Below are 22,078 nucleotides of genomic sequence, written 5' to 3' on the forward strand. Positions count from 1 at the left end.
AGAACAGCCCTCTAATAATTCAGATGCAGGCCTTGCCATGCGCAGCACTTCTACGTCCACTTCCACTCCCCCCGTCGCACTCGAACGGTCGCCCTCGGTGCTCGGCGGCGCCATGATGATCGGTGGCACCATCGTCGGCGCCGGCATGTTCTCGCTACCGGTCGTCATGTCCGGCCTGTGGTTTTATGGCTCCGTCGCGGTCTTGTTGTTTGCCTGGTTCTGCACCTTGCATTCCGGACTGATGATTCTTGAGGCCAACCTTAACTATCGCCCCGGTGCCAGTTTTTCAACGATCACCAAAGACCTGCTGGGTCGTCGCTGGAATGTGTTGAACGGCTTGAGCATCGTCTTTGTCCTGTACACGCTGACCTACGCTTACATCTCGGCCAGCGGTTCGGTGATTCATCACAGCGCCCAATCATTGGGAGTGAATCTGTCGGCACGCGCCGGGGGCTTGTATTTCACCCTGACGGTCGCGCTCATCGTGTGGCTGAGCACGGCAGCGGTGAGCCGGGTGACCACAGTGATCTTCGGTGCAAAGATCATCGCGTTCTTCCTGACCTTCGGCGGGCTGCTCGATCACGTGCAACCGGCGACACTGCTCAATCGAAACGCCACGGATAGCCACTACCTTCCTTACCTGCTGATGACCCTGCCCTTCTGCCTGACCTCCTTCGGTTTTCACGGCAACGTTCCCAGCCTGATGAAACACTTCGGCAAAGACCCGCAGCGTATCCGTGCCTGCCTGGTCAGCGGCACCCTCATCGCGCTTGGGCTGTACGTCGTCTGGATGGTTTGCAGCATGGGCAACATTCCCCGGGACGGGTTCAAAGACATCGCTCAGCGTGGCGGCAATATCGACGTGCTGATCAGCGCGTTGGGGACGATGCTCAACAGCGCGAAAATCGACGTATTCCTCAGCCTTTTTTCCAACTTCGCCGTTGCCTGCTCCTTTCTCGGCGTGACCCTGGGGCTCTTCGATTATCTGGCCGATGTGCTGGGGTTTGACGACAGCTCGCGAGGTCGCCTGAAAACCGCAGCCACCACCTTCTTACCACCCATGCTCTGTGGACTGTTGTGGCCCGAAGGGTTTATTCATGCCATCGGTTTCGCCGGTCTGGCGGCGACCCTCTGGGCCGTCATTACCCCGGCATTGCTGGCCCGCGCATCACGCAAACGCTTTGGCAGCCAGCGGTATCGCGTCTGGGGAGGCCAGCCCATGATTGCCCTGGTGTTGTTTTTCGGCATGATCAGCGCGATTTCCCATGTGCTGTTTTCACTGGGTTTGTTGCCGGTGTGGCGTTAGCGGTCTCGAACACCATTCGGTTTTCCGAACGCGACTTGCCGGTCGATTCGGTTAACCGGATTATCCTGCGCGAAAATTAACGCCACAAATATTTAATACCCTTATAAATCAATAACTTAATCTATATCGCCTGGCCTGGCACGAGTCATGCTCTACACTCTTGGACGAATGCCTGTTGCACCCCACTTCAGGAGCCGTCAGGCATTCGAAGCACAAAAGGGCCGATGAACTGGCTCCATAAAAAAAACAATGTCGAGGAAAATTTGATGCGCATCGTTCCCCATATCCTGGGCGCAGCCATTGCTGCCGCTCTGATTAGCACTCCAGTTTTCGCTGCCGAGCTCACCGGCACACTGAAGAAGATCAAAGAGTCCGGCACCATCACCCTCGGGCATCGTGACGCTTCCATTCCGTTTTCCTATATCGCGGACGCTTCCGGCAAACCGGTCGGCTACTCCCACGATATCCAGCTGAAAATCGTCGAAGCCATCAAGAAAGACCTGGACATGCCGAACCTCCAGGTCAAATACAACCTGGTCACCTCGCAAACCCGTATCCCGCTGGTGCAGAACGGCACCGTGGACGTCGAGTGCGGCTCCACCACCAACAACGTAGAACGTCAGCAACAAGTTGATTTCTCCGTCGGTATCTTCGAAATCGGTACGCGTCTTCTCTCCAAGAAAGACTCCGCGTACAAGGACTTCGACGACCTGAAAGGCAAGAACGTCGTGACCACCGCGGGCACCACGTCGGAGCGCATCCTCAAGTCGATGAATGCCGACAAGCAGATGGGCATGAACGTCATCTCCGCCAAAGACCACGGCGAATCCTTCCAGATGCTGGAATCGGGCCGTGCCGTCGCGTTCATGATGGACGACGCCCTGCTGGCCGGTGAAGCAGCCAAAGCCAAGAAGGCGGATGACTGGGCCGTGACCGGTACTCCACAGTCCTACGAAATCTATGGCTGCATGGTGCGTAAGGGCGACGAGCCGTTCAAAAAGGCTGTGGATGACGCCATCAAGGCCACCTACGCTTCGGGCGAGATCAACAAGATCTACGAAAAATGGTTCATGTCGCCAATCCCGCCAAAAGGCCTGAACCTGAACTTCCCGATGAGCGACGAGCTCAAGAAACTGATCGCCAGCCCGACCGATAAAGCGGCTGACGACAAGAAATCCTGATTTCTGACTAACCTTACCTCCTGAGAGGGCTACTGCTCTTTCAGGAGGTTGTCACTCCCTGCTGGCATTTTTGGAAACACTCGAACCGGTGGCTGTCGAGCCGCTCGTGTGTGCCTGACTACTATGGTTGGGCGGGAACGGAGCTTCCCCAGGCGGGCACTTGTACATCGATCGATCTGAGGGGAGACCCTAATGAATTACAACTGGGACTGGGGCGTGTTCTTCAAGTCCACCGGCGTGGGCAGCGAGATTTACCTCGACTGGTACCTCACCGGTTTGGGCTGGACCATTGCCATCGCCATCGTGGCCTGGATCATCGCCTTGACGCTGGGCTCGATTCTGGGCGTCATGCGCACCGTACCGAATCGCATCGTGTCGGGCATCGCGACCTGCTACGTCGAACTGTTTCGTAACGTACCGCTGCTGGTGCAGCTGTTCATCTGGTACTTCCTGGTACCCGATCTGCTGCCGCAAAACCTGCAGGACTGGTACAAACAGGACCTGAACCCGACCACCTCGGCGTTCCTCAGCGTTGTTGTCTGCCTGGGCCTGTTCACCACCGCCCGCGTTTGCGAACAAGTGCGCACCGGCATCCAGGCGCTGCCCAAAGGCCAGGAAGCTGCCGCTCGCGCCATGGGCTTCAAGCTGCCACAGATCTACTGGAACGTGCTGCTGCCCCAGGCCTATCGCATCATCATTCCGCCGCTTACCTCGGAATTCTTGAACGTGTTCAAGAACACCTCCGTCGCCTCGCTGATCGGCCTGATGGAATTGCTCGCACAGACCAAACAGACCGCCGAGTTCTCCGCGAACCTGTTTGAAGCTTTCACCCTGGCGACGCTGATCTACTTCACCCTGAACATGAGCCTGATGCTGCTGATGCGCATGGTCGAGAAGAAAGTTGCCGTACCGGGCCTGATCTCCGTAGGGGGTAAATGATGGAATTCGACTTCTCGGGCATCATCCCGTCCCTGCCGGGTTTGTGGAACGGCATGGTCATGACCCTGCAACTGATGGCGCTGGGCGTCGTCGGCGGGATCATCCTCGGCACAATCCTGGCGCTGATGCGCCTGTCCCACAGCAAGGTGCTGTCGAACATTGCCGGCGCCTACGTTAACTACTTCCGTTCGATCCCGTTGCTGCTGGTCATCACCTGGTTCTACCTGGCGGTACCGTTCGTGCTGCGCTGGATCACCGGCGAAGACACCCCGATCGGCGCGTTCGCCTCCTGCATCGTGGCCTTCATGATGTTCGAAGCGGCGTACTTCTGCGAAATCGTCCGGGCCGGCGTGCAGTCGATCCCCAAGGGCCAGATGGGTGCTGCCCAGGCACTGGGCATGACGTACGGCCAGATGATGCGTTTGATCATCCTGCCGCAAGCGTTCCGCAAGATGACCCCGCTGCTGCTGCAACAGAGCATCATCCTGTTCCAGGACACCTCGCTGGTCTATGCGGTCGGCCTGGTGGACTTCCTCAATGCCTCGCGTGCCAGTGGCGACATCATCGGTCGCTCCAATGAGTTCCTGATCTTCGCGGGTCTCACGTACTTCACAATCAGCTTTGCCGCCTCGCTGCTGGTCAAGCGTCTGCAAAAAAGGTTTGCCGTATGATCTCTATCAAGAATGTCAACAAGTGGTATGGCGACTTCCAGGTACTGACTGACTGCAGCACCGAGGTCAAAAAAGGCGAAGTGATCGTGGTGTGCGGGCCGTCCGGCTCCGGCAAATCCACCCTGATCAAATGCGTCAACGCCCTGGAACCGTTCCAGAAAGGCGACGTGGTGGTCGATGGCACGTCCATCGCCGACCCGAAGACCAATCTGCCGAAACTGCGCTCGCGCGTCGGCATGGTGTTCCAGCATTTCGAACTGTTCCCGCACCTGACCATCACCGAAAACCTGACCATCGCGCAGATCAAGGTGCTCGGCCGCAGCAAGGAAGAAGCCACCAAGAAAGGCCTGCAACTGCTTGAGCGCGTCGGCCTCTCGGCTCATGCCCACAAGCACCCGGGCCAGCTCTCCGGTGGCCAGCAACAGCGTGTGGCAATTGCCCGGGCGCTGGCGATGGACCCGATCGTCATGCTGTTCGACGAACCGACCTCGGCGCTGGACCCTGAAATGGTCAACGAAGTGCTCGACGTGATGGTGCAACTGGCCCACGAAGGCATGACCATGATGTGCGTGACCCACGAAATGGGCTTCGCCCGCAAAGTGGCGGATCGCGTGATCTTCATGGACCAGGGCAAAATCATCGAAGACTGCAAGAAAGAAGAGTTCTTCGGCGACATCAGCCTCCGCGCCGAACGTACACAGCATTTCCTTAACAAGATTCTGCAGCACTAAGAAAAACACCGCTCCCCTTGTAGGAGCCGGCTTGCTGGCGATCAACTATAACGCGGTGTTTCAGGTTAACCGCGGTGATGCGATCGCCAGCAAGCCGGCTCCTACAGGGGGCGGTGGTGGTCTTGAGATTTGTGTTGTGGTTGACCCAAGGCATCTGTGATGAAATGCGACCCCACTCTCTATCGCGCCGCGCCGCCATCACTCGCCGTGAAACCCCGTCTGATTCGCCATCTGTTCCTGCCACCGCTGGTCATCGCCCTGATGATCGGATTGGGTTACCTCGGCTTCTGGGTCAGTGAACACTACGGGATTCGCAGCCTCAGCGAGAACGGCCAGCGTCAGCTAGAACTGCACGCCCGCGCCGTCGAGAGCGAGATCAGCAAGTACACCTACCTCCCCAGCCTGCTGGAACTTGAATCCAGTGTTTCAAAACTGCTGGCCGACCCGTCACCGGAACACCGGCAGACCGTCAACGACTACCTCGAAGGCCTGAACCGGCGAAGCCGCAGTCGGGCTATCTACGTGATGGACACCACCGGCCGCGTCATGGCCAGCAGCAACTGGCGTGATGTTGACAGTTACCTGGGTGAAGACCTGTCCTTTCGCGCCTATTTCCAGAACGCCGTGCGCGGTCAGCCGGGGCGCTTCTACGGCATCGGCAGCACCAGCGGCGAACCCGGTTACTACCTGGCCCACGGCTTGGAAGAACACGGCAAGATCATCGGCGTCGCGGTGGTCAAGGTGCGCCTCGAAGCCATGGAAGAACGCTGGCAGCGCGCACGCCTCGAAGCCTTCGTCAGCGACGAGAACGGCATCATCATTCTCTCCAGCGATCCGGCGCGACGACTCAAGTCGGTTGTGCCATTGAGCGACGAAACCAAGGAAAAACTGGCTCGCAGTCTTCAGTACTACTGGTTCCCGCTGAACGAATTGCAGCCGCTGGCCCGGGAAAAACTGGCCGAAGGCGAGGAAAAACTGACCTTCCCCGCCAATAGCGAAGTGGAATCAGATGAAGAGGACATCAGCTACCTCTCGCAAACCCGCCCCTTGAGCGACACCCCGTGGAACTTCACCTTGCTCACGCCGCTCCAGGATTTACGCCGTGAAGCGATCAATCAGGGGATTCTGGTGGCGGTGGCGTTTGCCCTCGTGGCGTTCCTGCTGATCGCCTGGAACGAGCGGCGCAAAGTGATCGCCACCCGCCTCGCCGCCCGTGAAGCCCTGCAGGAAGCCAACAATCAACTGGAGCGTCGGATTACCGAACGCACCACCGACCTGCGTGCCAGCAACGAACGCCTCAAAGGCCAGATCCGCGAACGGCGTCAGGCCGAAGAGACGTTGCGCCGCGCCCAGGATGAACTGGTGCAGGCCGGTAAACTCGCGGCCATCGGTCAGATGTCCACCAGCATTGCCCACGAACTGAACCAGCCGCTGGCGGCGCTGCGCACCTTGTCCGGCAACACCGTGCGCTTTCTCGAACGCGGTCAACTGGACGTCGCCAGCACCAACCTCAAGACCATCAACGAATTGATCGACCGCATGGGCCGGATCACCGCCAGCCTGCGTTCCTTCGCCCGTCGCGGTGACGACAAAGGCCGGGCCAGCCTCGGCAAAGCGATGGATGCTGCCTTGCAACTGCTGGGCGGTCGCGTGGAGAGCGCGCATCTGCAAGTGCATCGTGACTTTAATGATGTGCAGGTGCAGATCGACCAGACCCGCCTCGAGCAGATTCTGGTCAACCTGATCGGCAACGCCCTCGACGCCATGCAGGCTCAACCTTTGCCCGAGCTGTGGCTGGAAGGCGAGGAGTTCGATGGCAAATATCGCCTGCGGGTACGCGACAACGGCCACGGAATCGACGCCGAAGCGCGCAAGCACTTGTTCGAACCCTTCTTCACCACCAAACCCGGCGAACAGGGCCTGGGCCTCGGCCTGACCCTTTCCGCCAGCCTGGCCGCCGCCACCGGCGGGCATCTGGGTGTCGAACACCCGGCCAGCGGTGGCACCACCTTCGTCCTCAGTTTACCGTTGGTAAGCCCCACTCACGCCGAGCCAATATGAACAACGACCTTAGTGTGCTGATCGTCGAAGACGACCCCCATGTGCTGCTCGGCTGCCAACAGGCGCTGACCCTGGAAGACATTCCCTGCGTGGGCGTGGGCAGCGCCGAAGAAGCGCTGGAACGGGTGGGCGACAACTTTGCCGGCATCGTCATCAGCGACATTCGCCTGCCGGGCATCGATGGCCTGGAATTGCTGACCCGGCTCAAGGCCCGCGACCGCAGCCTGCCGGTGGTGCTGATCACCGGTCACGGCGACATCTCCATGGCCGTCGGCGCGATGCAGAAAGGCGCCTATGACTTCATGGAGAAACCCTTCTCCCCGGAACGCCTGGTGGATGTCGCCCGTCGCGCGCTGGAGCAACGCAGCCTGGCCCGGGAAGTCTCTTCGTTGCGCCGGCAACTGGCGGAGCGGGACTCCCTTGAAGGCCGGATCATCGGTCGCTCGCCAGCCATGCAGAATCTGCGCGAACTGATTGCCAACGTCGCCGATACGTCGGCCAACGTGCTGATCGAGGGCGAAACCGGCACCGGCAAGGAATTGGTTGCACGCTGCCTGCACGACTTCAGCCGTCGGCACACCAAACAGTTCGTCGCGCTGAACTGCGGCGGCCTGCCGGAGAACCTGTTCGAAAGCGAGATCTTCGGCCACGAGGCCAATGCCTTCACCGGTGCTGGCAAACGGCGCATCGGCAAGATCGAACACGCCGACGGCGGCACGCTGTTCCTCGACGAAGTCGAAAGCATGCCCCTGCCCTTGCAGATCAAACTGCTGCGGGTGTTGCAGGAACGCACCCTTGAACGCCTGGGTTCGAACCAGAGCGTGGCCGTGGATTGTCGGGTGATTGCCGCGACCAAGTCCGACCTCGACGAGTCGAGCAAGGCCGGCGAGTTTCGCAGCGACCTGTATTACCGCTTGAACGTGGTGACCCTCGAATTGCCACCGCTACGCGAACGTCGCGAAGACATCCTGCAACTGTTTGAACATTTCCTGCAGCAGTCGTCCCTGCGCTTCGACCGCGCAGTGCCGGACCTGGACAACCAGACCCTGTCGAACCTGATGAGCCACGACTGGCCGGGCAACGTGCGCGAACTGCGTAACGTTGCCGAACGTTTTGCCCTCGGCCTGCCGGCGTTCAAGAAGTCCGGCGCCAGCGGCAGCAATCAGGGCCTGGCCTTCGCCGAAGCGGTGGAAGCGTTCGAACGCAATTTGCTCAGCGACGCGTTGCAACGCAGCGGCGGCAACCTGACCCAGGCCAGCCTGGAACTGGGGATGGCCAAGACCACGCTGTTCGACAAAGTCAAAAAGTATGGGTTGAGCCACTGATGGACCTGATGCTGAAAGCGGCGCTGGGTGCGGCTGTCGTGGTGATTCTGGCTGCACTGGCCAAGACCAAAAACTATTACATCGCAGGCCTGGTGCCGCTGTTTCCGACCTTTGCGCTGATTGCGCATTACATCGTCGGCAAAGGACGTTCGCTGGATGATTTGAAGACCACCATCGTGTTCGGGATGTGGTCGATCATTCCGTACTTCGTCTATCTGGCGACGTTGTATGTGATGGTCGACCGGATGCGGTTGGAAGCTTCGTTGGCAGTCGCGGCCGTCGCATGGCTGATGGCGGCCACCATCCTCGTCACCGTCTGGGTCCGCCTCCACGCCTGAGGCGCGCTGGGTTGTGTGATCGTTCCCACGCTCTGCGTGGGAATGCAGCCCGTGACGCTCCGCGTCACTGGACGCGGAGCGTCCCTTGAGGCATTCCCACGCGGAGCGTGGGAACGATCATCATCCCAGCGTTTCGTGGCTGGCCCGTCCCTTGCATTTACCCCCGAAAGCCCCCTCGGCCGGCCTTCATGATCGATGAAGCCGGTGTCTGGGAGGGTCTGCCAAGGGTGAATTGCGACCTTGAACATTTTAGATCTCGACCACAGCCTGACGGCCCAGGCGCCCATCAAGTGGCTGCTGGAAAGCGGCCGTGCGAAACGCCTCGACTTGCTCGACCTCGGCCCGAAACTGCGCCTGTGGTCCAGCGAACGGACCTGGCGGCGCTTCGCCGAACGCTTGCAGCAACGGCCACGCCACAGTGGCCCGCAACCGGAAATCTTCTTCGTCGGCTCCGGCGATTACCACCACCTGACCCCGGCCTTCCTGACTGATTTGCCGGAACCGGTGAGCCTGATCCATTTCGATAACCATCCCGACTGGGTCCGCTTCGCGCCGCGCCGGCATTGCGGTTCGTGGGTCAATCAGGCGCTGAAACTGCCGAAAGTCCAACGCATCGTCACCCTCGGCCCGTGCAGCGACGACCTGCAAAATCCGCAGCTCAAGGGCGGCAATGTAAAAGCGCTCAAGCGCGGCGTGTTGCAGCTGTTTCCGTGGCAGCACGCTCCCTCGAAAGTGTGGGGGCGGGTCGGTGACGGCGCCGGCCATCAACAGCAGGAAAACCTGCTGCACTGGCGCAATCTGGCGGAGCTTGACTGGCCAGTGTTTCTTGAACAGATGATCGCCAGCCTGCCCACTCGCGCGGTGTGGATCACCCTCGACAAGGATGTGTTGTCCAGCGAGGACGCGGCAACCAATTGGGATCAGGGCGGCATGCGCCTGAGCCATTTGTTGCAAGCCATCAGGGCCTTGGCCGCCAGCAAGCGAATCATCGGCATCGACATCTGCGGCGAGTACGCCCACCCGGCCTTCAGCAACGCACTAAAACGCTGGGAAGCCAAGTCCGACCAGCCCCCGGCCGAACGCTGGAGCGAAGCGGATCTGCTGCGCAATTCGGCGACCAATCAAGCGTTGATCGATCTGTTCGAGGAGTTGTTTCCATGACCTACACCGTGATTGTGCTGGTGGCGTTTTCCATTGTGCTGGACGTCATCGGCCAGCTCTGTTTCAAGCTCGGCCTGGACCGTTTGCCGGAACTCGAAGGCGGCTTTCGCCTGAATGCGTTCTGGGGCCAGGTGTTCAACGCGCCGCTGTTGTGGTGCGGGATCGGCGCTTACGTGATCGAATTTTTCGTCTGGCTCGAAGCCCTGTCCCGGGCGCCTCTGAGTCTGTTATTTCCGGCGGCGGCGCTGGCGTACTGCGGCGTGGTGCTGGCCGGCAAGCTGATCCTCGGCGAGACCGTCAGCCATCGGCGCTGGCTCGGCACCCTAGTGATTACGGCGGGCGTGATGCTCGTGTGTGTCACCCATGCATGAGGTTCAATCGATGATCAGAGGGAAGACCGACTGGCTGCAAGAGCGCCTCGGTACGGTGGTGCTGTGGGCGTTGTTGATCGGCTTTGAAAGCGCCGGCCAGATCGCCACCAAGGTCGGTGGTGATCAGCTGGGACAGATGGATTTCAACCTGCAATGGCTGCTGGCCGTGGCGGTTAATCCGGGGGTGTGGTTCGCGATTGCCTGCTACATCGGCGCGTTTTTCGTGTGGATGCTGATCTTGCGACGCAGCAGTTTGTCCCTGGCGTTTCCGCTGAGTTCGCTGGTGTTTGTCGGGGTTTTGCTCGGGTCGTGGCTGGGGTTGGGGGAGCAGATCAGTGTGCTGCACTGGGTGGGGGTGGCGGTGATTATGGGCGGGATTGCGTTGCTGGCCGAAGGCGAAGAAACCTGAAAATCACCTCAACTCCTGTGGCGAGGGAGCTTGCTCCCGCTCGGCTGCGCAGCAGTCGTAAAACAGGCTAACGCGGTACTCCTGGAGGAACGAGTTATCAGGTTTCGGGGCCGCTTCGCAGCCCAGCGGGAGCAAGCTCCCTCGCCACAAGTGCTCAGTTGAATTTGTAGGCCAGTGCCGCCTGCACTTCACCCTGGTTGGTATCCCCGACCTCTTTGACAATGCTGCTGTCCGCCGCAGACCCCGTCAGGTGAATCCAGCTCGCGCTCGTCAGCAACGACCACTGCGGCGCCAGCGGGAACTCAAAACTCTGGGTCAACGCCACATTCTGCAATCCACCACCGGCGTTATACGGGCGTATCCCTGAAGCCTGAGACTCTTCGCCACTCACTCCAAAAAACGTCTGATTCTGCCGGGCATCCGCAAAATGCGCGGTCAGATTGGAGCTGCCAATCACCCCGCCACCCAGTGGATAACCCACCTCCCCGCCGACGCGCCCCAGCACCCCGCCCTGGCCGCCGCGCCCGCCCACCGCTTGCCCGACCGACGCAAACACCCGCCAGAAATCAGCCGGCGCGTACTGCACGTAGCCGCCCACTTCGCCCATGTCCGGTACGTCGCGCAAGCCATGCAGCTCGCCGTTGGAGGTGCGCCCCGGCAGGTAATTCACGAACGGTCCGGCGCTAAAACCCTTGGCGTTCAACGCGTCCCAGGTCAGCCCGTCATCGGTACTGAGACTGACATCGCCCCAATCGAGATCGAGGTACGGCACCGGTCGGGTTTCGTAGCGGCTGCCGGTCGGATCGTGTGGCTGATAGCTGAGGCCAACCCCTGCCTCACCGGTAATGCCGTCCGCTGAAACGTTGGCCGAGAGGCACGTCAGCGCGGCGAATAGAGCAACAGTAATCCTCGACATGAGGCAATTCCTTGAGCTGGATATGCGCGCATCAATCCCCGAATCTCACTTCCCACGCAAGCACTCATGTTGTTTGTAGCGACCTACAAAAATTGTAGCTTCGCCGACACCCACACACGCAAAAACCCCAGCCCCACTGGGCCAAACCCGGTTGGCACAGTCCCTGCTCTACCCCCTTGGCAAGCGCAAACAGCGCATTCTGCCCAATAGGTACCGAGATGAATGACTGGCATATCGTGTGTGATTTCGACGGGACCATCACCCGCACCGACGTGATCGACAGCATCCTCCAACGGTTCGCCGACCCGAGCTGGGAAGCGATCGAAAACGAGTGGCGGGCGGGCGACATTGGTTCCCGTGAATGCCTCAGCCGCCAGCTCTCGCTGGTCAAGGCCACACCTTCCGAGCTGCTCGGATTCTTCGACACCATCGAGATCGATCCGGACTTCCCCGACTTCGTCGACCACGTCATCGGCCTCGGCGCGTCCCTTGAAGTGGTCAGCGACGGCATCGAGCAAGGCATCGCACGGATCCTGGCGCGCAACTACGTCAGCCTCTTGCCGATCCTCGCCAACCGCTTGCGCCAACTCGACCACCAGAGCTGGCGCATCGACTTCCCGCATGCCAGCGACGCCTGCCGCGCCGCCTCCGGCAACTGCAAATGCAAATCCACCCCCAGCACCAAACGGGTGCTGGTGATCGGCGACGGCCAGTCCGACATGTGCGTGGCGTCCACCGCCGATTTCGTGTTCGCCAAGGATCGCCTGGCCGAGCACTGCGAGCGCAACGGCATCGCCTACGCACGCTTCGACAGCTTCGCCGAACTGCCTGCGTTGCTGGCCCTGCTGCCAAGCGCCAACGCCGCCAACGCCACCTCTTTCAATGTAGAAACACAGGAACTCTTCCACCATGTCTGATATTCGAATCGCCACCGCAGAAGACCAGGTCCTTCTGGATAAAGAAGCCAAATACTGCTCCTACGGCGACACCGTTCACTACATCGATCCGCCACGCATCTTCAGCCGTTGCGAAGGTTCCTACGTCTGGGACACCGAAGACCAGGCCTACCTCGACCTGCAAATGTGGTACTCGGCGGTCAACTTCGGTTACGCCAACCCGCGCCTCAACAACGCGCTGAAACAGCAGATCGACACCCTGCCGCAGATCGCCAGCCAGTACCTGCACAAAGGCAAGATCGAGCTTTCGGAAATGATCGCCGTGGATGCGAAGAAGAAATTCGGCCTCGACGGTCGCGTGCACTTCAACGTCGGCGGTTCGCAGTCCATCGAGGACTCGCTGAAAGTCGTGCGTAACGCCACCAACGGCAAAAGCCTGATGTTCGCCTTCGAGGGCGGCTACCACGGTCGCACCCTCGGCGCCTCGTCGATCACTTCCAGCTACCGCTACCGCCGCCGCTACGGCCACTTCGGCGAGCGCGCCAATTTCATCCCGTTCCCGTACCACTTCCGTGGCCCGAAAGGCATGACCAAGGAAGAGTACGGCAGCCATTGCGTGCAGCAATTCGCCCGCCTGTTCGAGACCGAATACAACGGTGTCTGGGACCCGAAAGTCGGCCAGAGTGAATACGCCGCGTTCTACGTCGAGCCGATCCAGGGCACCGGAGGCTACGTGATTCCGCCGATGAACTTCTACAGCGAACTCAAGCATGTGCTGGATCAGCACGGCATTTTGATGGTGGTTGATGAAATCCAGATGGGCTTCTACCGCACCGGCAAACTGTGGTCGATCGAGCACTTCGACGTCAAACCGGACGTCATCGTTTTCGGCAAAGCGCTGACCAATGGCCTCAATCCATTGGGCGGTATCTGGGCCAAGGAAGAGCTGATCAACCCGAAAATCTTCCCGCCGGGTTCGACCCATTCGACCTTCGCCTCCAACCCGTTGGGCACGGCGGTGGGCCTGGAAATGTTCAAGATGACCAGCGAAGTCGACTACGGCGCAATGGTGATGAACAAGGGCAAATACTTCCTCGAAGGCCTGAAAGACTTGCAGAAACGCTACCCGATCATCGGCGACGTCGACGGTCTGGGCCTGGCCCTGCGCTGTGAAATCTGCGGGCCGGACGGTTTTACGCCGGACAAGGCAACACTGGATTTCATGGTCGAAGAAGGCATGAAGGGCGACATCGAAATCGACGGCAAACGCCTGGGCCTGATCCTCGATGTGGGCGGTTACTACAAGAACGTGATCACCCTCGCGCCGTCGCTGGAAATCAGCTACCCGGAAATCGACTTGGGCATCGCACTCCTCGACCGTTTGCTGCACCGGGCGATGAAAAGATGAGCCAGCCTGAGATCGACATGGGCGAAGGCAGCGCCGGTTTCGTTCTCGGCAACGGGGAGGTCGCGGTGTTGTTGATCCACGGCCTCACCGGCACGCCGACCGAACTGCGTCGGGTGGCCATGGGCCTGGCGAAGGCCGGTTGCACGGTCTACGTGCCGACACTCGCCGGCCACTGCGGGGACAACGCCGACCTGCAAGCTACCGGGTGGCGCGACTGGTACGAGAGCGCGCGCAACACCTTCATCGGTGTTCGGCGCAAACACCAGCATGTGTTCGTCGGCGGCTTGTCGATGGGCGCGGTGCTGTCGATGTACCTGGCCGCCGAGCATCCGGGGCAGATCGAAGGCTTGCTGCTGTACTCGACCACCCTGCGCTACGACGGCTGGAACATGCCCAAAGTCGCCGTGCTCACGCCGTTGCTGATGGCGATTCCGTATGGCGTGCACCTGTGTCGCTTCAACGAAAAATCACCGTTCGGCATCAAGGACGAACGCTTGCGCGCCATTGTCGAACGGCAGATGAAGGCCGGTGAAAGCAGCAATGCCGGGCTGCTGACCATGTCCGGGGTGAGTGTCCGGGAACTGCATCGGCTGGTGGCCGCGGTGAAAAAACGCATGCCGCAGATCACCACTCAAGCGCTGGTTTTGCACTCACGGGAAGACGACATCACCAGCCGCTGGAACGCTGACTATGTGGAACGCAAACTCGGCGGCCCGGTGGTGAAGATTCTGCTCGACGACTGCTACCACATGATCACCGTCGACCTGCAATACCGCCGTGTCGTGGAGCTGAGCGCGGACTTTATCCAGCACCGTTTCATGCAACAGGTATCCGCCCCGCAACCCGTGCGCCAGGACTACCGACAGCTGGCCTGACAGACGAACCTCACACGATCCCTGTAGCAGCTGGCGAAGCCCGCGTTCGGCTGCGCAGCAGCCGTAAAATCATGCGCTGCGGTGTATCAGACAAACCGAGTTGTCAGGGTTTACGACTGCTTCGCAGCCGAACGCAGGCTTCGCCAGCTGCTACATGAATTGCGTAACGACGCAACGTTGTGGGAGTCGGGCGATGGAGAAAACCGTGGGTAAATTTTAAGGAAACGATGTGATCACTGCCCTTGCCTTTTCGACGATCGAAGCCATCGACCGCGGTGCCTGGAATGACTGTTTCCCTGCTGAACTGGAGGACTGGGATTATTACCGGGCCGTTGAACAGGCGGGCATTGCTGATTTTCAGTGGCGTTATCTGGCGCTGTACGAAGACGAGGTGTTGGTCGCCGCCGCGGTAGCGTTCACCACTTCGTATTCGCTGGACACCACGGTTCAGGGTCCCGGCAAACGCGTCACCGAACAATTGCGTCGCTGGTGGCCGGGGCTGTTCGACGTACGCCTGTACGCCCTCGGTTCGCCGGTGGCCGAACAATGCCATGTCGGGACCGCACGCCAGATCGACCCCGCCCGGCGACCCACCTTGCTTGAGCAATTATTGACGCTGGCCCGCAACGACGCCGATCAGGCGGGCATCGGTCTGCTGGCGGTCAAGGATGCGTCCCACCGGGACCCGCAGTGGTTGCAGGTGTGCCAGGAGGCCGGCCTGCAAAGCATGCCCGGTCTGCCCAGCGCCGAACTGCCGATCCGTTTTGGCTCCGTGGACGCGTACCTCGGCACCCTCGGCAAATCCACGCGTAAAGACCTGCGCCGTACCTTGCGCGGGCAAGGTCCGCGCATCGAATGGCGGCGTTCTGTCGAAGACCTGCTGCCGCGAATGATGGCGCTGTACGAAGCCACCCTTGAGCGCAGCGACCTGACCTTCGAACGTCTGCCGCCGGGCTACTTTCGCCAGGTCCTTGAACACCTCGATCAACGCGCCGCGTGCGTGCTCTACTGGGTCGGCGAAGAGCTGGTCGCGTTCAACCTGGTGCTGCTGGACGAGCAACGCCTGGTCGATAAATTCTTCGCCCATGACCTGAGCCGAACCCGCGATCACAACCTGTACGTGCGCAGCTGGCTGGCCAATGTCGACTACTGTATTGAACACGGCATCCCGATCTACGCGTGCGGTCAGGCCGGCTATGCCAGTAAGCTGCGCCTGGGTTGCTCGTTTACCGGCAACACCGTGTTTTTCCGCCACCGCAACCGAGTGCTCGACGGCCTGCTGCGATGGGTGAAAATGTTCATTCGACCGGACCGTTCCGATTCCGCCATGGCTGCTGCGATAAGCGAAGCACGATGACCAAAGACCCACGCGCCACCACCCGACCTTTCGCCCTCTCCGGCTGGAGCCTGCAGCGCAAGCTGGTGCTCGCGTTCTGGCTGGTCAGCGTGATCCCGACCATGATCGCGGCTGAACTGGCGGCCACCACCCTGTCGCAGATTTTCGACAGCAACGTGCGGATCTGGCTGCAGGAATCGACCAAGATCGTCGAGGACGAGATCAGCGAGATCCTGCGGGATAACGCGCGGGCCGCGCAGTTGTTCCTGCGCTACACGCGCCCGCCCACAGATCGGTTGTCGAGCAAACACGACAAATTGACCAGCGACATCGCCGACTCCATGGGCATCGATGTCGTGGCGCTGGTGCGCAACAGCGATCACAAAGTGGTGTTCAGCACCGCCGCCGATGACATCGTCCGGCAAATCAGCACCGAGCCGAAAGCGGTGTTGCAGACCCTGCAAGTCGGCGGCGTCGCAACCGGCACCGTGGTGTCGACCTTCGAGACCGATCAGGACGGCGTCGATTACAAATTGGTGATCGCCACTTACCTGGACAGCAGTTTTCTCACCAGCGTCGCCGATGTGCATTCCCTCGACCTGCGCCTGTACCTGGCCAAGGCCAATGACTTCTCGGAGATCTTCTCCACCCAGCGCTTCGAAGATCACCCGGCCGCCGTGCCGGAAAAAATCGAACAGATCCTGCGCAACACCAAACAACCCATAGAACAATTCACCAATCGCTACAGCGGCATCTACCGGCCGATCCTCAACGAAAGCGGTGAACTGCAAGGCGTGATCTTCAGCGGTCTGTTGCGCCACACCAGCCTGGTCGGGCTGGTGAACCAGAGCAACCTGTTCATCCTGATTTTCCTGCTCAGTTCCGCGGCGTCCCTGGCGGTCGGCTGGTTTGTCTCGCAGCGCCTGACCAAGCCGTTGCGCGGGCTGTCCAAAGGCGTGCAAGCAGTGATTGCCGGGGATTACCGCCAGCGCCTGCCGGTCACCGGCGGCGACGAACTGGCGGAACTGAGCAGCACCTTCAACCACATGAGCGAACGCCTCGCCGAGTTGCAGCACCTGGAATCGCAACTGCGCCGCCGCGACCGACTGCATGCGCTGGGCGAAGTCGCCATGGGCCTGGCCCATGAAATCCGCAATCCGCTGGGCATCATCAAAACCGCCACGCAATTGCTGCACCGGCGAGCCGATTTGCCCGAGACCGACAAGCGTCACCTGGAATACGTGGTCAGTGAAGTCAGCCGCATCAACGACCTGATCACCGATTTCCTCGACTTCGCCAAGCCCAGCGCGCCGATGCGTTCGACCCAAGCGGCGCGACCGCTGGTGGATGAACTGATCGGCTTCTGCGCCCCGGAACTGGCCAGCCACAACATCGATGTGCGCATCGACGATCAGACCCCCGGCGCAACCCTTCACGCCGATGCGCGACAACTCAAGCAGGCCGGCCTGAACCTGATCGTCAACGCCATCGACGCCATGCCCGACGGCGGGCGGCTGACGGTCGGCATCAGTAGCGACGAGCACTACACCGTGATCAGTGTCTGCGACACCGGCCAGGGCATTGAACCGGACATGCTCGAACGGATCTTCACACCGTTCGTCACCACCAAGGCCTCGGGCACTGGCCTGGGGCTGGCCAAGGTATTCTCGATCATGGAAAGTCATGACGGGCGCATCGAATGCGTCAGTGAAAAAGATGCCGGGACCACCTTCACGCTGTACATTCCGGCCAACGGTGAAGACTTCGACGAGGGCAGCGATGACACATAACGTACTGGTGGTCGACGACGAGCCCAAGCTCTGCGACTTGCTGGCATCGGCCTTGGGTCAGAACGGCATTGTGGTGTTCACCGCCGGCAATGGCCTGCACGCACTCAAGGTGCTGGAGTGCGAGGACATCGACCTGGTGATCAGCGATTGGCGCATGCCCGGCATGGACGGCCCGCAATTGCTGGCGGAAATCAAAAGCCGTTTTCCGCAGCTGCCAGTGATCGTCATGACCGCCTACAGCACGGTGAAAAACGCCGTACAGTCGATGCGCAACGGCGCCTTCGACTACATCGCCAAGCCGTTCGACATCGACGAACTGGACATCACCGTCAGCAAGGCCCTGCAATTTCGCGACATCCTCAAAGACAACCAGCGCATGCGCGCCGAGCTCGATGAGCATCAGCAGATCGACAGCCTGATCGGCGACAGCCCGAGCTTCCGCCGGGTGCTGCACGCCATCGATTCGGTGCGCGAAAGCAACGCGACGATTCTGCTGACCGGCGAGAGCGGCACCGGCAAGGAAATGGTCGCCCGGGCGATCCACAAACATGGCAACCGCGCCGACAAACCCTTCGTCGCGGTCAACTGTGCGGCGATCCCGGAAGGGTTGCTGGAAAGTGAAATGTTCGGCCACCGCAAAGGCGCGTTCACTGGCGCAGTGGCGGATCGGGTCGGGCGTTTCATGCAGGCTGACAAGGGCACATTGTTTCTCGATGAAATCGGCGAAATGCCGCTGGCCTTGCAGGCGAAAATCCTCCGGGCGTTGCAGGAACGGGTGATCGAACCGGTGGGCGATCCGCGCGAGCGTAAAGTGGATGTGCGGGTGATTGCCGCGACCAACAAGAACCTGCTGGACGCGGTGGCGAACAAGGAGTTTCGCGAAGACCTTTATTACCGCCTCAACGTGTTCCCGATCCCCCTGCCGGCCCTGCGCGAACGGGCGGAAGACATCGCGCCGCTGGCCCGGCATTTTGCTCACACCCTGGGCGGTGCAGCGGGCAAGCGTTTTACCGGGTTCAGCCCGGAAGCCTTGCAGGCGATGGCCAATTACTCGTGGCCGGGGAATATTCGCGAACTGCAAAACTGCGTGGAGCGAGCGACGATTGTGGCGTCGGGGGCGGTGATTGAAGAGGAAGATTTGCCGGCTTATCTGTTTGCCTCAAACGCTGGCAGCAGCGGTGCCCTGATCACCGAAGGCAACGTGCCGGCGGATCTGGAAGCGGCGTTGGCCGAGGTCGAAAAGGCCTACATTCTCGCGGCGCTTGCACAGAGCAATGGCGTGCAGGCCGCAGCGGCGCAGTTGATCGGGATCTCCGAGCGCAGCTTCTGGTATCGCCTGAAAAAACTGGGCATCCACGTAGACAAAATCGTCAGGTAACCGCCCCCCTGTGGCGAGGGAGCTTGCTCCCGCTCGGCTGCGCAGCAGTCGTAAATCCAGCGAATGCGGTCTGCCTGGCTACAACGGTGCTGACATTGGGGCCGCTTCGCAGCCCAGCGGGAGCAAGCTCCCTCGCCACAGAAGCATTCCCGGTAATTAGCTCACGGTCCCGCCTTTTGATTCGCTCATGATCTGCCGAATCGCTCCGACGAATGTCTCAACCGGCTGCCCGCCACTGACCGCATACTGCCCGTTAAACACCACCGTCGGCACCGAACTCACCCCACGCGACAGCCAAAGCTGCTCTTCTTCGAGCACCTCTTTGGCAAACTCATCGGACGCCAGAATCGTCGCCGCCCGCTGCCGCTCCAGCCCGACGCTTTCAGCAATCTGCGCCAACTGCTGGTGATCGGACGGATTACCGCCATCGGTGAAATACGCCTTGAACAGCGCTTCTTTCAAATTGAACTGCAACCCTTCCAGCCCCGCCCAAAACAGCAACCGATGGGCATCAAAGGTGTTGTAGATACGGCTGTTGCCATCGGTGCGAAACGCAAACCCGACCTCGGCGCCACGGGCGCGGATCATCTCGCGGTTCTTCTGCGATTGCTCAGGGGTCGAGCCGTACTTTTCGCTGATGTGTTCGGTGATGTTCTGCCCTTCCGGCCCCATCTTCGGGTTCAGCTCGAACGGCTGAAAACGGATCTCGGCCTGGACCTCATCACGCAGCACTTCCAGCGCCCGGGTCAGGCCATACAGGCCAACCACGCACCACGGGCAAGACACGTCGCTGACGAAATCGATTTTCAAAGGGGTACTCATCATTCACCTCGCAGGCTGGAAAGACGGCGGAAAGTTTGAACGATACACCTGACAGCACTGAGGTGGGAGCCGTTGCTGCATTCCCTGTGGGACAGAGGTTTCAGCCATTCCACTATTCCTGTGGGAGCGGGCTTGCCTGCGATGGCGGTGTATCAGAAAAGTAGATAGCGACTGACACGCCGCCATCGCGGGCAAGCCCGCTCCCACAGGGTTTAGTGGTGTTTTGGAGGGTGTGTTTAGTTCTGTTTAAGGTTACTTCCTGAAAGCTACAGCGCCTTGCGCCGTCGCCTACAACCACGTCAGAATCCGCCGGCTTGTGCGCCTTGGGGGCCGTCGGTAACTTGGTTCGTGTCACTGATTCCCAGTGATCGGGTTTAGTAGCCCGGGTAGGTTTTGACGGCTGCACAAGTGTCATTCAGTCAGGTTTGTGCCTGCATTCGATGGCGGCTGTGCGCTTGGCGCCCTCGGGCGCGCCGGTTTTGAATCCTCCCGGTCTACTAACTTGCGCACAGCTGCCTCCCTCTTCGTTTAGTAGCGAGATGAATGCGGCTCAACCTGAGGATTTACTTATGTTCAAACTTACTCCGAACCCACCGGAAACCGACGACGTTTCGCCTTACGAAGCCCCGGACTCCAAAAAACTCAACGAAGCCGCCGACCGCGCCCTCGATTACTACCTCAAACCGGTCATCCCCAAAGACACTCCACGCCGGCCCAGCACCATCTACACCATCGCCCCCGACATCGATCACGAAACCCTGCTGGCCAACGCCTGTGAATCACTGGCGTCAGCCAGCGTCATGCTCAGTGATTTCGCCGGGTTGCTGGAAGGCCCGCAGCGCAACACTGTGCTTGGCATTCAGCAGTCGGTGATGCTGGGTGAACTGGCGGTGAACCGGATGCTGGATAACTTCGTTCCATCGACATAACCAAACTCCACGGTGAGTGAGGAGCTTTTGTGGCGAGGGAGCTTGCTCCCGCTCGGCTGCGCAGCAGTCGTAAAATCAGCCAATGTGGTTTGCCTGATACACCGCATGCGCAGGATTGGGGCCGCTTCGCAGCCCAGCGGGAGCAAGCTCCCTCGCCACAGGGTTTTGTCCACAGGTTTGATTGGGGGTTACAGGAGATTTGGGGTGGCTACCGGATCAATCTGCGCCCAATGCGAAGTGTCTTCGCGATGGGCCTGCAAGTACGGCAACACCGCCGCCAGCAACGGTGCCTTGAACGCTTCCTGGAATCGATGCGCCAACCCCGGAATCAGCTTCAACTGACTGCCGCGAATATGTGCGGCAAGGTGCACGCCATGCATCACCGGCAACAGCGGATCGGCAGTGCCGTGAACCACCAGCGTCGGAACGCGCAATTGGTTGAGTAATGCCACACGACTGCGCTCAGCCAGGATCGCCATGATCTGGCGCTTCACGCCTTCCGGGTTGAACGCACGGTCATAAGACAGCGCCGCCTGATGCAGCAACGCCTGCCGATCATCGCTCACGGTCGGGCTACCCAACGCCGCCAGCAAATCCGCCTGCTGTTCCAGCGCCACTTCGCGATTCGGTGCGCCACGACGGGACAACAACTGCACCAACGCCGCACTCGGCGCCGGCAAGCCTTCGGCCCCGGAGCTGGTCATGATCAGGGTCAGGCTCTCGACCCGCTGCGGCGCCATTGCCGCCATGTGCTGGGCAATCATCCCGCCCATGCTCGCGCCCAAGACGTGGAATTGCTCAACGTGCAACGCATCCATCAGACCAAAGGCATCGTCTGCCATGTCCGTCAGGGTGTACGGCGCCGACACCGGCAGACCGAGTTTGTAGCGCAGCACTTCGAAGGTCAGGTTGGCGTCAACGGGCGCTTGCCGCCAGGTCGACAGGCCGACGTCACGATTGTCATAACGAATCACCCGAAAACCCTGCTGACACAGCGCGACCACCACCTCGTCAGGCCAGTGAATCAACTGCCCGCCCAGGCCCATTACCAGCAGCAACGCCGGGTCGGACGCACGGCCGATGCTCTGGTACGCCAGGCTCACCTGCGCCAGATCGGCCTGTTGGGTGGGAACGTTGACATCGCAACGCGAAGCCGCCAAGGACGGCAGGCTGAATAACGCGGTCAGAAGAATGGCCGCCGATAAAAACAAAGCACGCATGAAAAACACCGAAAC

21 protein-coding genes are annotated in these 22,078 nt (G+C 60.3%); 18 read left to right on the top strand and 3 right to left on the bottom strand.

Annotation, left to right across the window (positions count from 1 at the left end; translation table 11 throughout):
* Nucleotides 1–37: 37 nt before the first annotated feature.
* From mtr to ACYZT8_RS23735, 11 genes are all read left to right on the top strand, one after another.
* Nucleotides 38–1,306, top strand: a complete 1,269-nt coding sequence (gene mtr, locus ACYZT8_RS23685; protein ID WP_461976391.1) for a tryptophan permease — start codon at nt 38–40, stop codon at nt 1,304–1,306.
* 266 nt (nt 1,307–1,572) lie between these two features.
* Nucleotides 1,573–2,487: a glutamate/aspartate ABC transporter substrate-binding protein gene (locus tag ACYZT8_RS23690; protein WP_461976393.1), complete on the top strand. Its 915-nt coding sequence runs from the start codon at nt 1,573–1,575 to the stop codon at nt 2,485–2,487.
* Nucleotides 2,488–2,679: 192 nt separating this feature from the next.
* Nucleotides 2,680–3,426, top strand: a complete 747-nt coding sequence (locus ACYZT8_RS23695; protein ID WP_461955493.1) for an amino acid ABC transporter permease — start codon at nt 2,680–2,682, stop codon at nt 3,424–3,426.
* Complete coding sequence (locus ACYZT8_RS23700) at nt 3,426–4,097, top strand: amino acid ABC transporter permease (RefSeq protein WP_461976395.1); 672 nt, start codon at nt 3,426–3,428, stop codon at nt 4,095–4,097. The genes ACYZT8_RS23695 and ACYZT8_RS23700 overlap by 1 nt, the downstream gene beginning before the upstream one ends.
* Complete coding sequence (locus ACYZT8_RS23705; RefSeq protein WP_461976397.1) at nt 4,094–4,828, top strand: amino acid ABC transporter ATP-binding protein; 735 nt, start codon at nt 4,094–4,096, stop codon at nt 4,826–4,828. Before ACYZT8_RS23700 ends, ACYZT8_RS23705 begins: the two co-directional genes overlap by 4 nt.
* Before the next feature lie 159 nt (nt 4,829–4,987).
* Nucleotides 4,988–6,889, top strand: a complete 1,902-nt coding sequence (gene aauS / locus ACYZT8_RS23710; protein ID WP_461976399.1) for a two-component sensor histidine kinase AauS — start codon at nt 4,988–4,990, stop codon at nt 6,887–6,889.
* Nucleotides 6,890–6,933: 44 nt separating this feature from the next.
* Nucleotides 6,934–8,214 carry a two-component response regulator AauR gene (gene aauR / locus ACYZT8_RS23715; RefSeq protein WP_232252234.1) on the top strand — a complete coding sequence of 427 codons (1,281 nt, stop codon included), beginning with the start codon at nt 6,934–6,936 and terminating at the stop codon, nt 8,212–8,214.
* Nucleotides 8,215–8,222: 8 nt separating this feature from the next.
* Nucleotides 8,223–8,552, top strand: coding sequence for a GlpM family protein (locus tag ACYZT8_RS23720; RefSeq protein WP_461982599.1), 330 nt, complete (start codon nt 8,223–8,225; stop codon nt 8,550–8,552).
* 240 nt (nt 8,553–8,792) lie between these two features.
* Complete coding sequence (locus tag ACYZT8_RS23725; protein ID WP_461976401.1) at nt 8,793–9,713, top strand: arginase family protein; 921 nt, start codon at nt 8,793–8,795, stop codon at nt 9,711–9,713.
* Nucleotides 9,710–10,084 (top strand): DMT family transporter, encoded by a 375-nt coding sequence (locus tag ACYZT8_RS23730; protein WP_461976403.1) that lies wholly within the window; start codon nt 9,710–9,712, stop codon nt 10,082–10,084. The genes ACYZT8_RS23725 and ACYZT8_RS23730 overlap by 4 nt, the downstream gene beginning before the upstream one ends.
* Before the next feature lie 10 nt (nt 10,085–10,094).
* Nucleotides 10,095–10,493 carry a DMT family transporter gene (locus ACYZT8_RS23735; protein WP_461976405.1) on the top strand — a complete coding sequence of 133 codons (399 nt, stop codon included), beginning with the start codon at nt 10,095–10,097 and terminating at the stop codon, nt 10,491–10,493.
* 154 nt (nt 10,494–10,647) lie between these two features.
* Here ACYZT8_RS23735 and ACYZT8_RS23740 read toward each other — a convergent pair whose 3' ends face one another.
* Complete coding sequence (locus ACYZT8_RS23740) at nt 10,648–11,409, bottom strand: MipA/OmpV family protein (RefSeq protein ID WP_461976407.1); 762 nt, start codon at nt 11,407–11,409, stop codon at nt 10,648–10,650.
* Nucleotides 11,410–11,627: 218 nt separating this feature from the next.
* Between ACYZT8_RS23740 and ACYZT8_RS23745 the strand changes: the two genes are divergently transcribed.
* The 6 genes from ACYZT8_RS23745 to ACYZT8_RS23770 all read left to right on the top strand — a co-directional run bounded on the left by ACYZT8_RS23745 (nt 11,628) and on the right by ACYZT8_RS23770 (nt 19,092).
* Nucleotides 11,628–12,326 (top strand): MtnX-like HAD-IB family phosphatase, encoded by a 699-nt coding sequence (locus ACYZT8_RS23745; protein WP_461976409.1) that lies wholly within the window; start codon nt 11,628–11,630, stop codon nt 12,324–12,326.
* Nucleotides 12,319–13,713, top strand: a complete 1,395-nt coding sequence (locus ACYZT8_RS23750; RefSeq protein ID WP_461976411.1) for an aspartate aminotransferase family protein — start codon at nt 12,319–12,321, stop codon at nt 13,711–13,713. Before ACYZT8_RS23745 ends, ACYZT8_RS23750 begins: the two co-directional genes overlap by 8 nt.
* Nucleotides 13,710–14,588 carry an alpha/beta hydrolase gene (locus ACYZT8_RS23755; RefSeq protein WP_461976413.1) on the top strand — a complete coding sequence of 293 codons (879 nt, stop codon included), beginning with the start codon at nt 13,710–13,712 and terminating at the stop codon, nt 14,586–14,588. Before ACYZT8_RS23750 ends, ACYZT8_RS23755 begins: the two co-directional genes overlap by 4 nt.
* Before the next feature lie 229 nt (nt 14,589–14,817).
* Nucleotides 14,818–15,945, top strand: coding sequence for a GNAT family N-acetyltransferase (locus ACYZT8_RS23760; protein ID WP_461976415.1), 1,128 nt, complete (start codon nt 14,818–14,820; stop codon nt 15,943–15,945).
* A complete protein-coding gene (locus ACYZT8_RS23765; protein WP_461976417.1) occupies nt 15,942–17,714 on the top strand; it encodes a sensor histidine kinase in 1,773 nt (590 codons plus the stop codon). Before ACYZT8_RS23760 ends, ACYZT8_RS23765 begins: the two co-directional genes overlap by 4 nt.
* Nucleotides 17,704–19,092, top strand: coding sequence for a sigma-54-dependent transcriptional regulator (locus ACYZT8_RS23770; protein WP_461976419.1), 1,389 nt, complete (start codon nt 17,704–17,706; stop codon nt 19,090–19,092). Before ACYZT8_RS23765 ends, ACYZT8_RS23770 begins: the two co-directional genes overlap by 11 nt.
* A gap of 156 nt (nt 19,093–19,248) precedes the next feature.
* Here the strand turns inward: ACYZT8_RS23770 and ACYZT8_RS23775 are convergent, their stop codons facing one another.
* Nucleotides 19,249–19,914, bottom strand: coding sequence for a DsbA family oxidoreductase (locus tag ACYZT8_RS23775; RefSeq protein WP_461976421.1), 666 nt, complete (start codon nt 19,912–19,914; stop codon nt 19,249–19,251).
* A 569-nt stretch (nt 19,915–20,483) separates the two neighbouring features.
* On the opposite strand from ACYZT8_RS23775, the gene ACYZT8_RS23780 reads away from it, so the two are divergent.
* Entirely contained in the window at nt 20,484–20,843 is a 360-nt protein-coding gene (locus tag ACYZT8_RS23780; protein ID WP_461976423.1) for a DUF6124 family protein, read from the top strand.
* Nucleotides 20,844–21,031: 188 nt separating this feature from the next.
* On the opposite strand, the gene ACYZT8_RS23785 is transcribed toward ACYZT8_RS23780, so the two are convergent.
* Complete coding sequence (locus tag ACYZT8_RS23785) at nt 21,032–22,063, bottom strand: alpha/beta fold hydrolase (RefSeq protein WP_461976425.1); 1,032 nt, start codon at nt 22,061–22,063, stop codon at nt 21,032–21,034.
* Between the last annotated feature and the right edge of the window lie 15 nt (nt 22,064–22,078).

This window comes from Pseudomonas sp. LB3P93 (assembly GCF_054898025.1).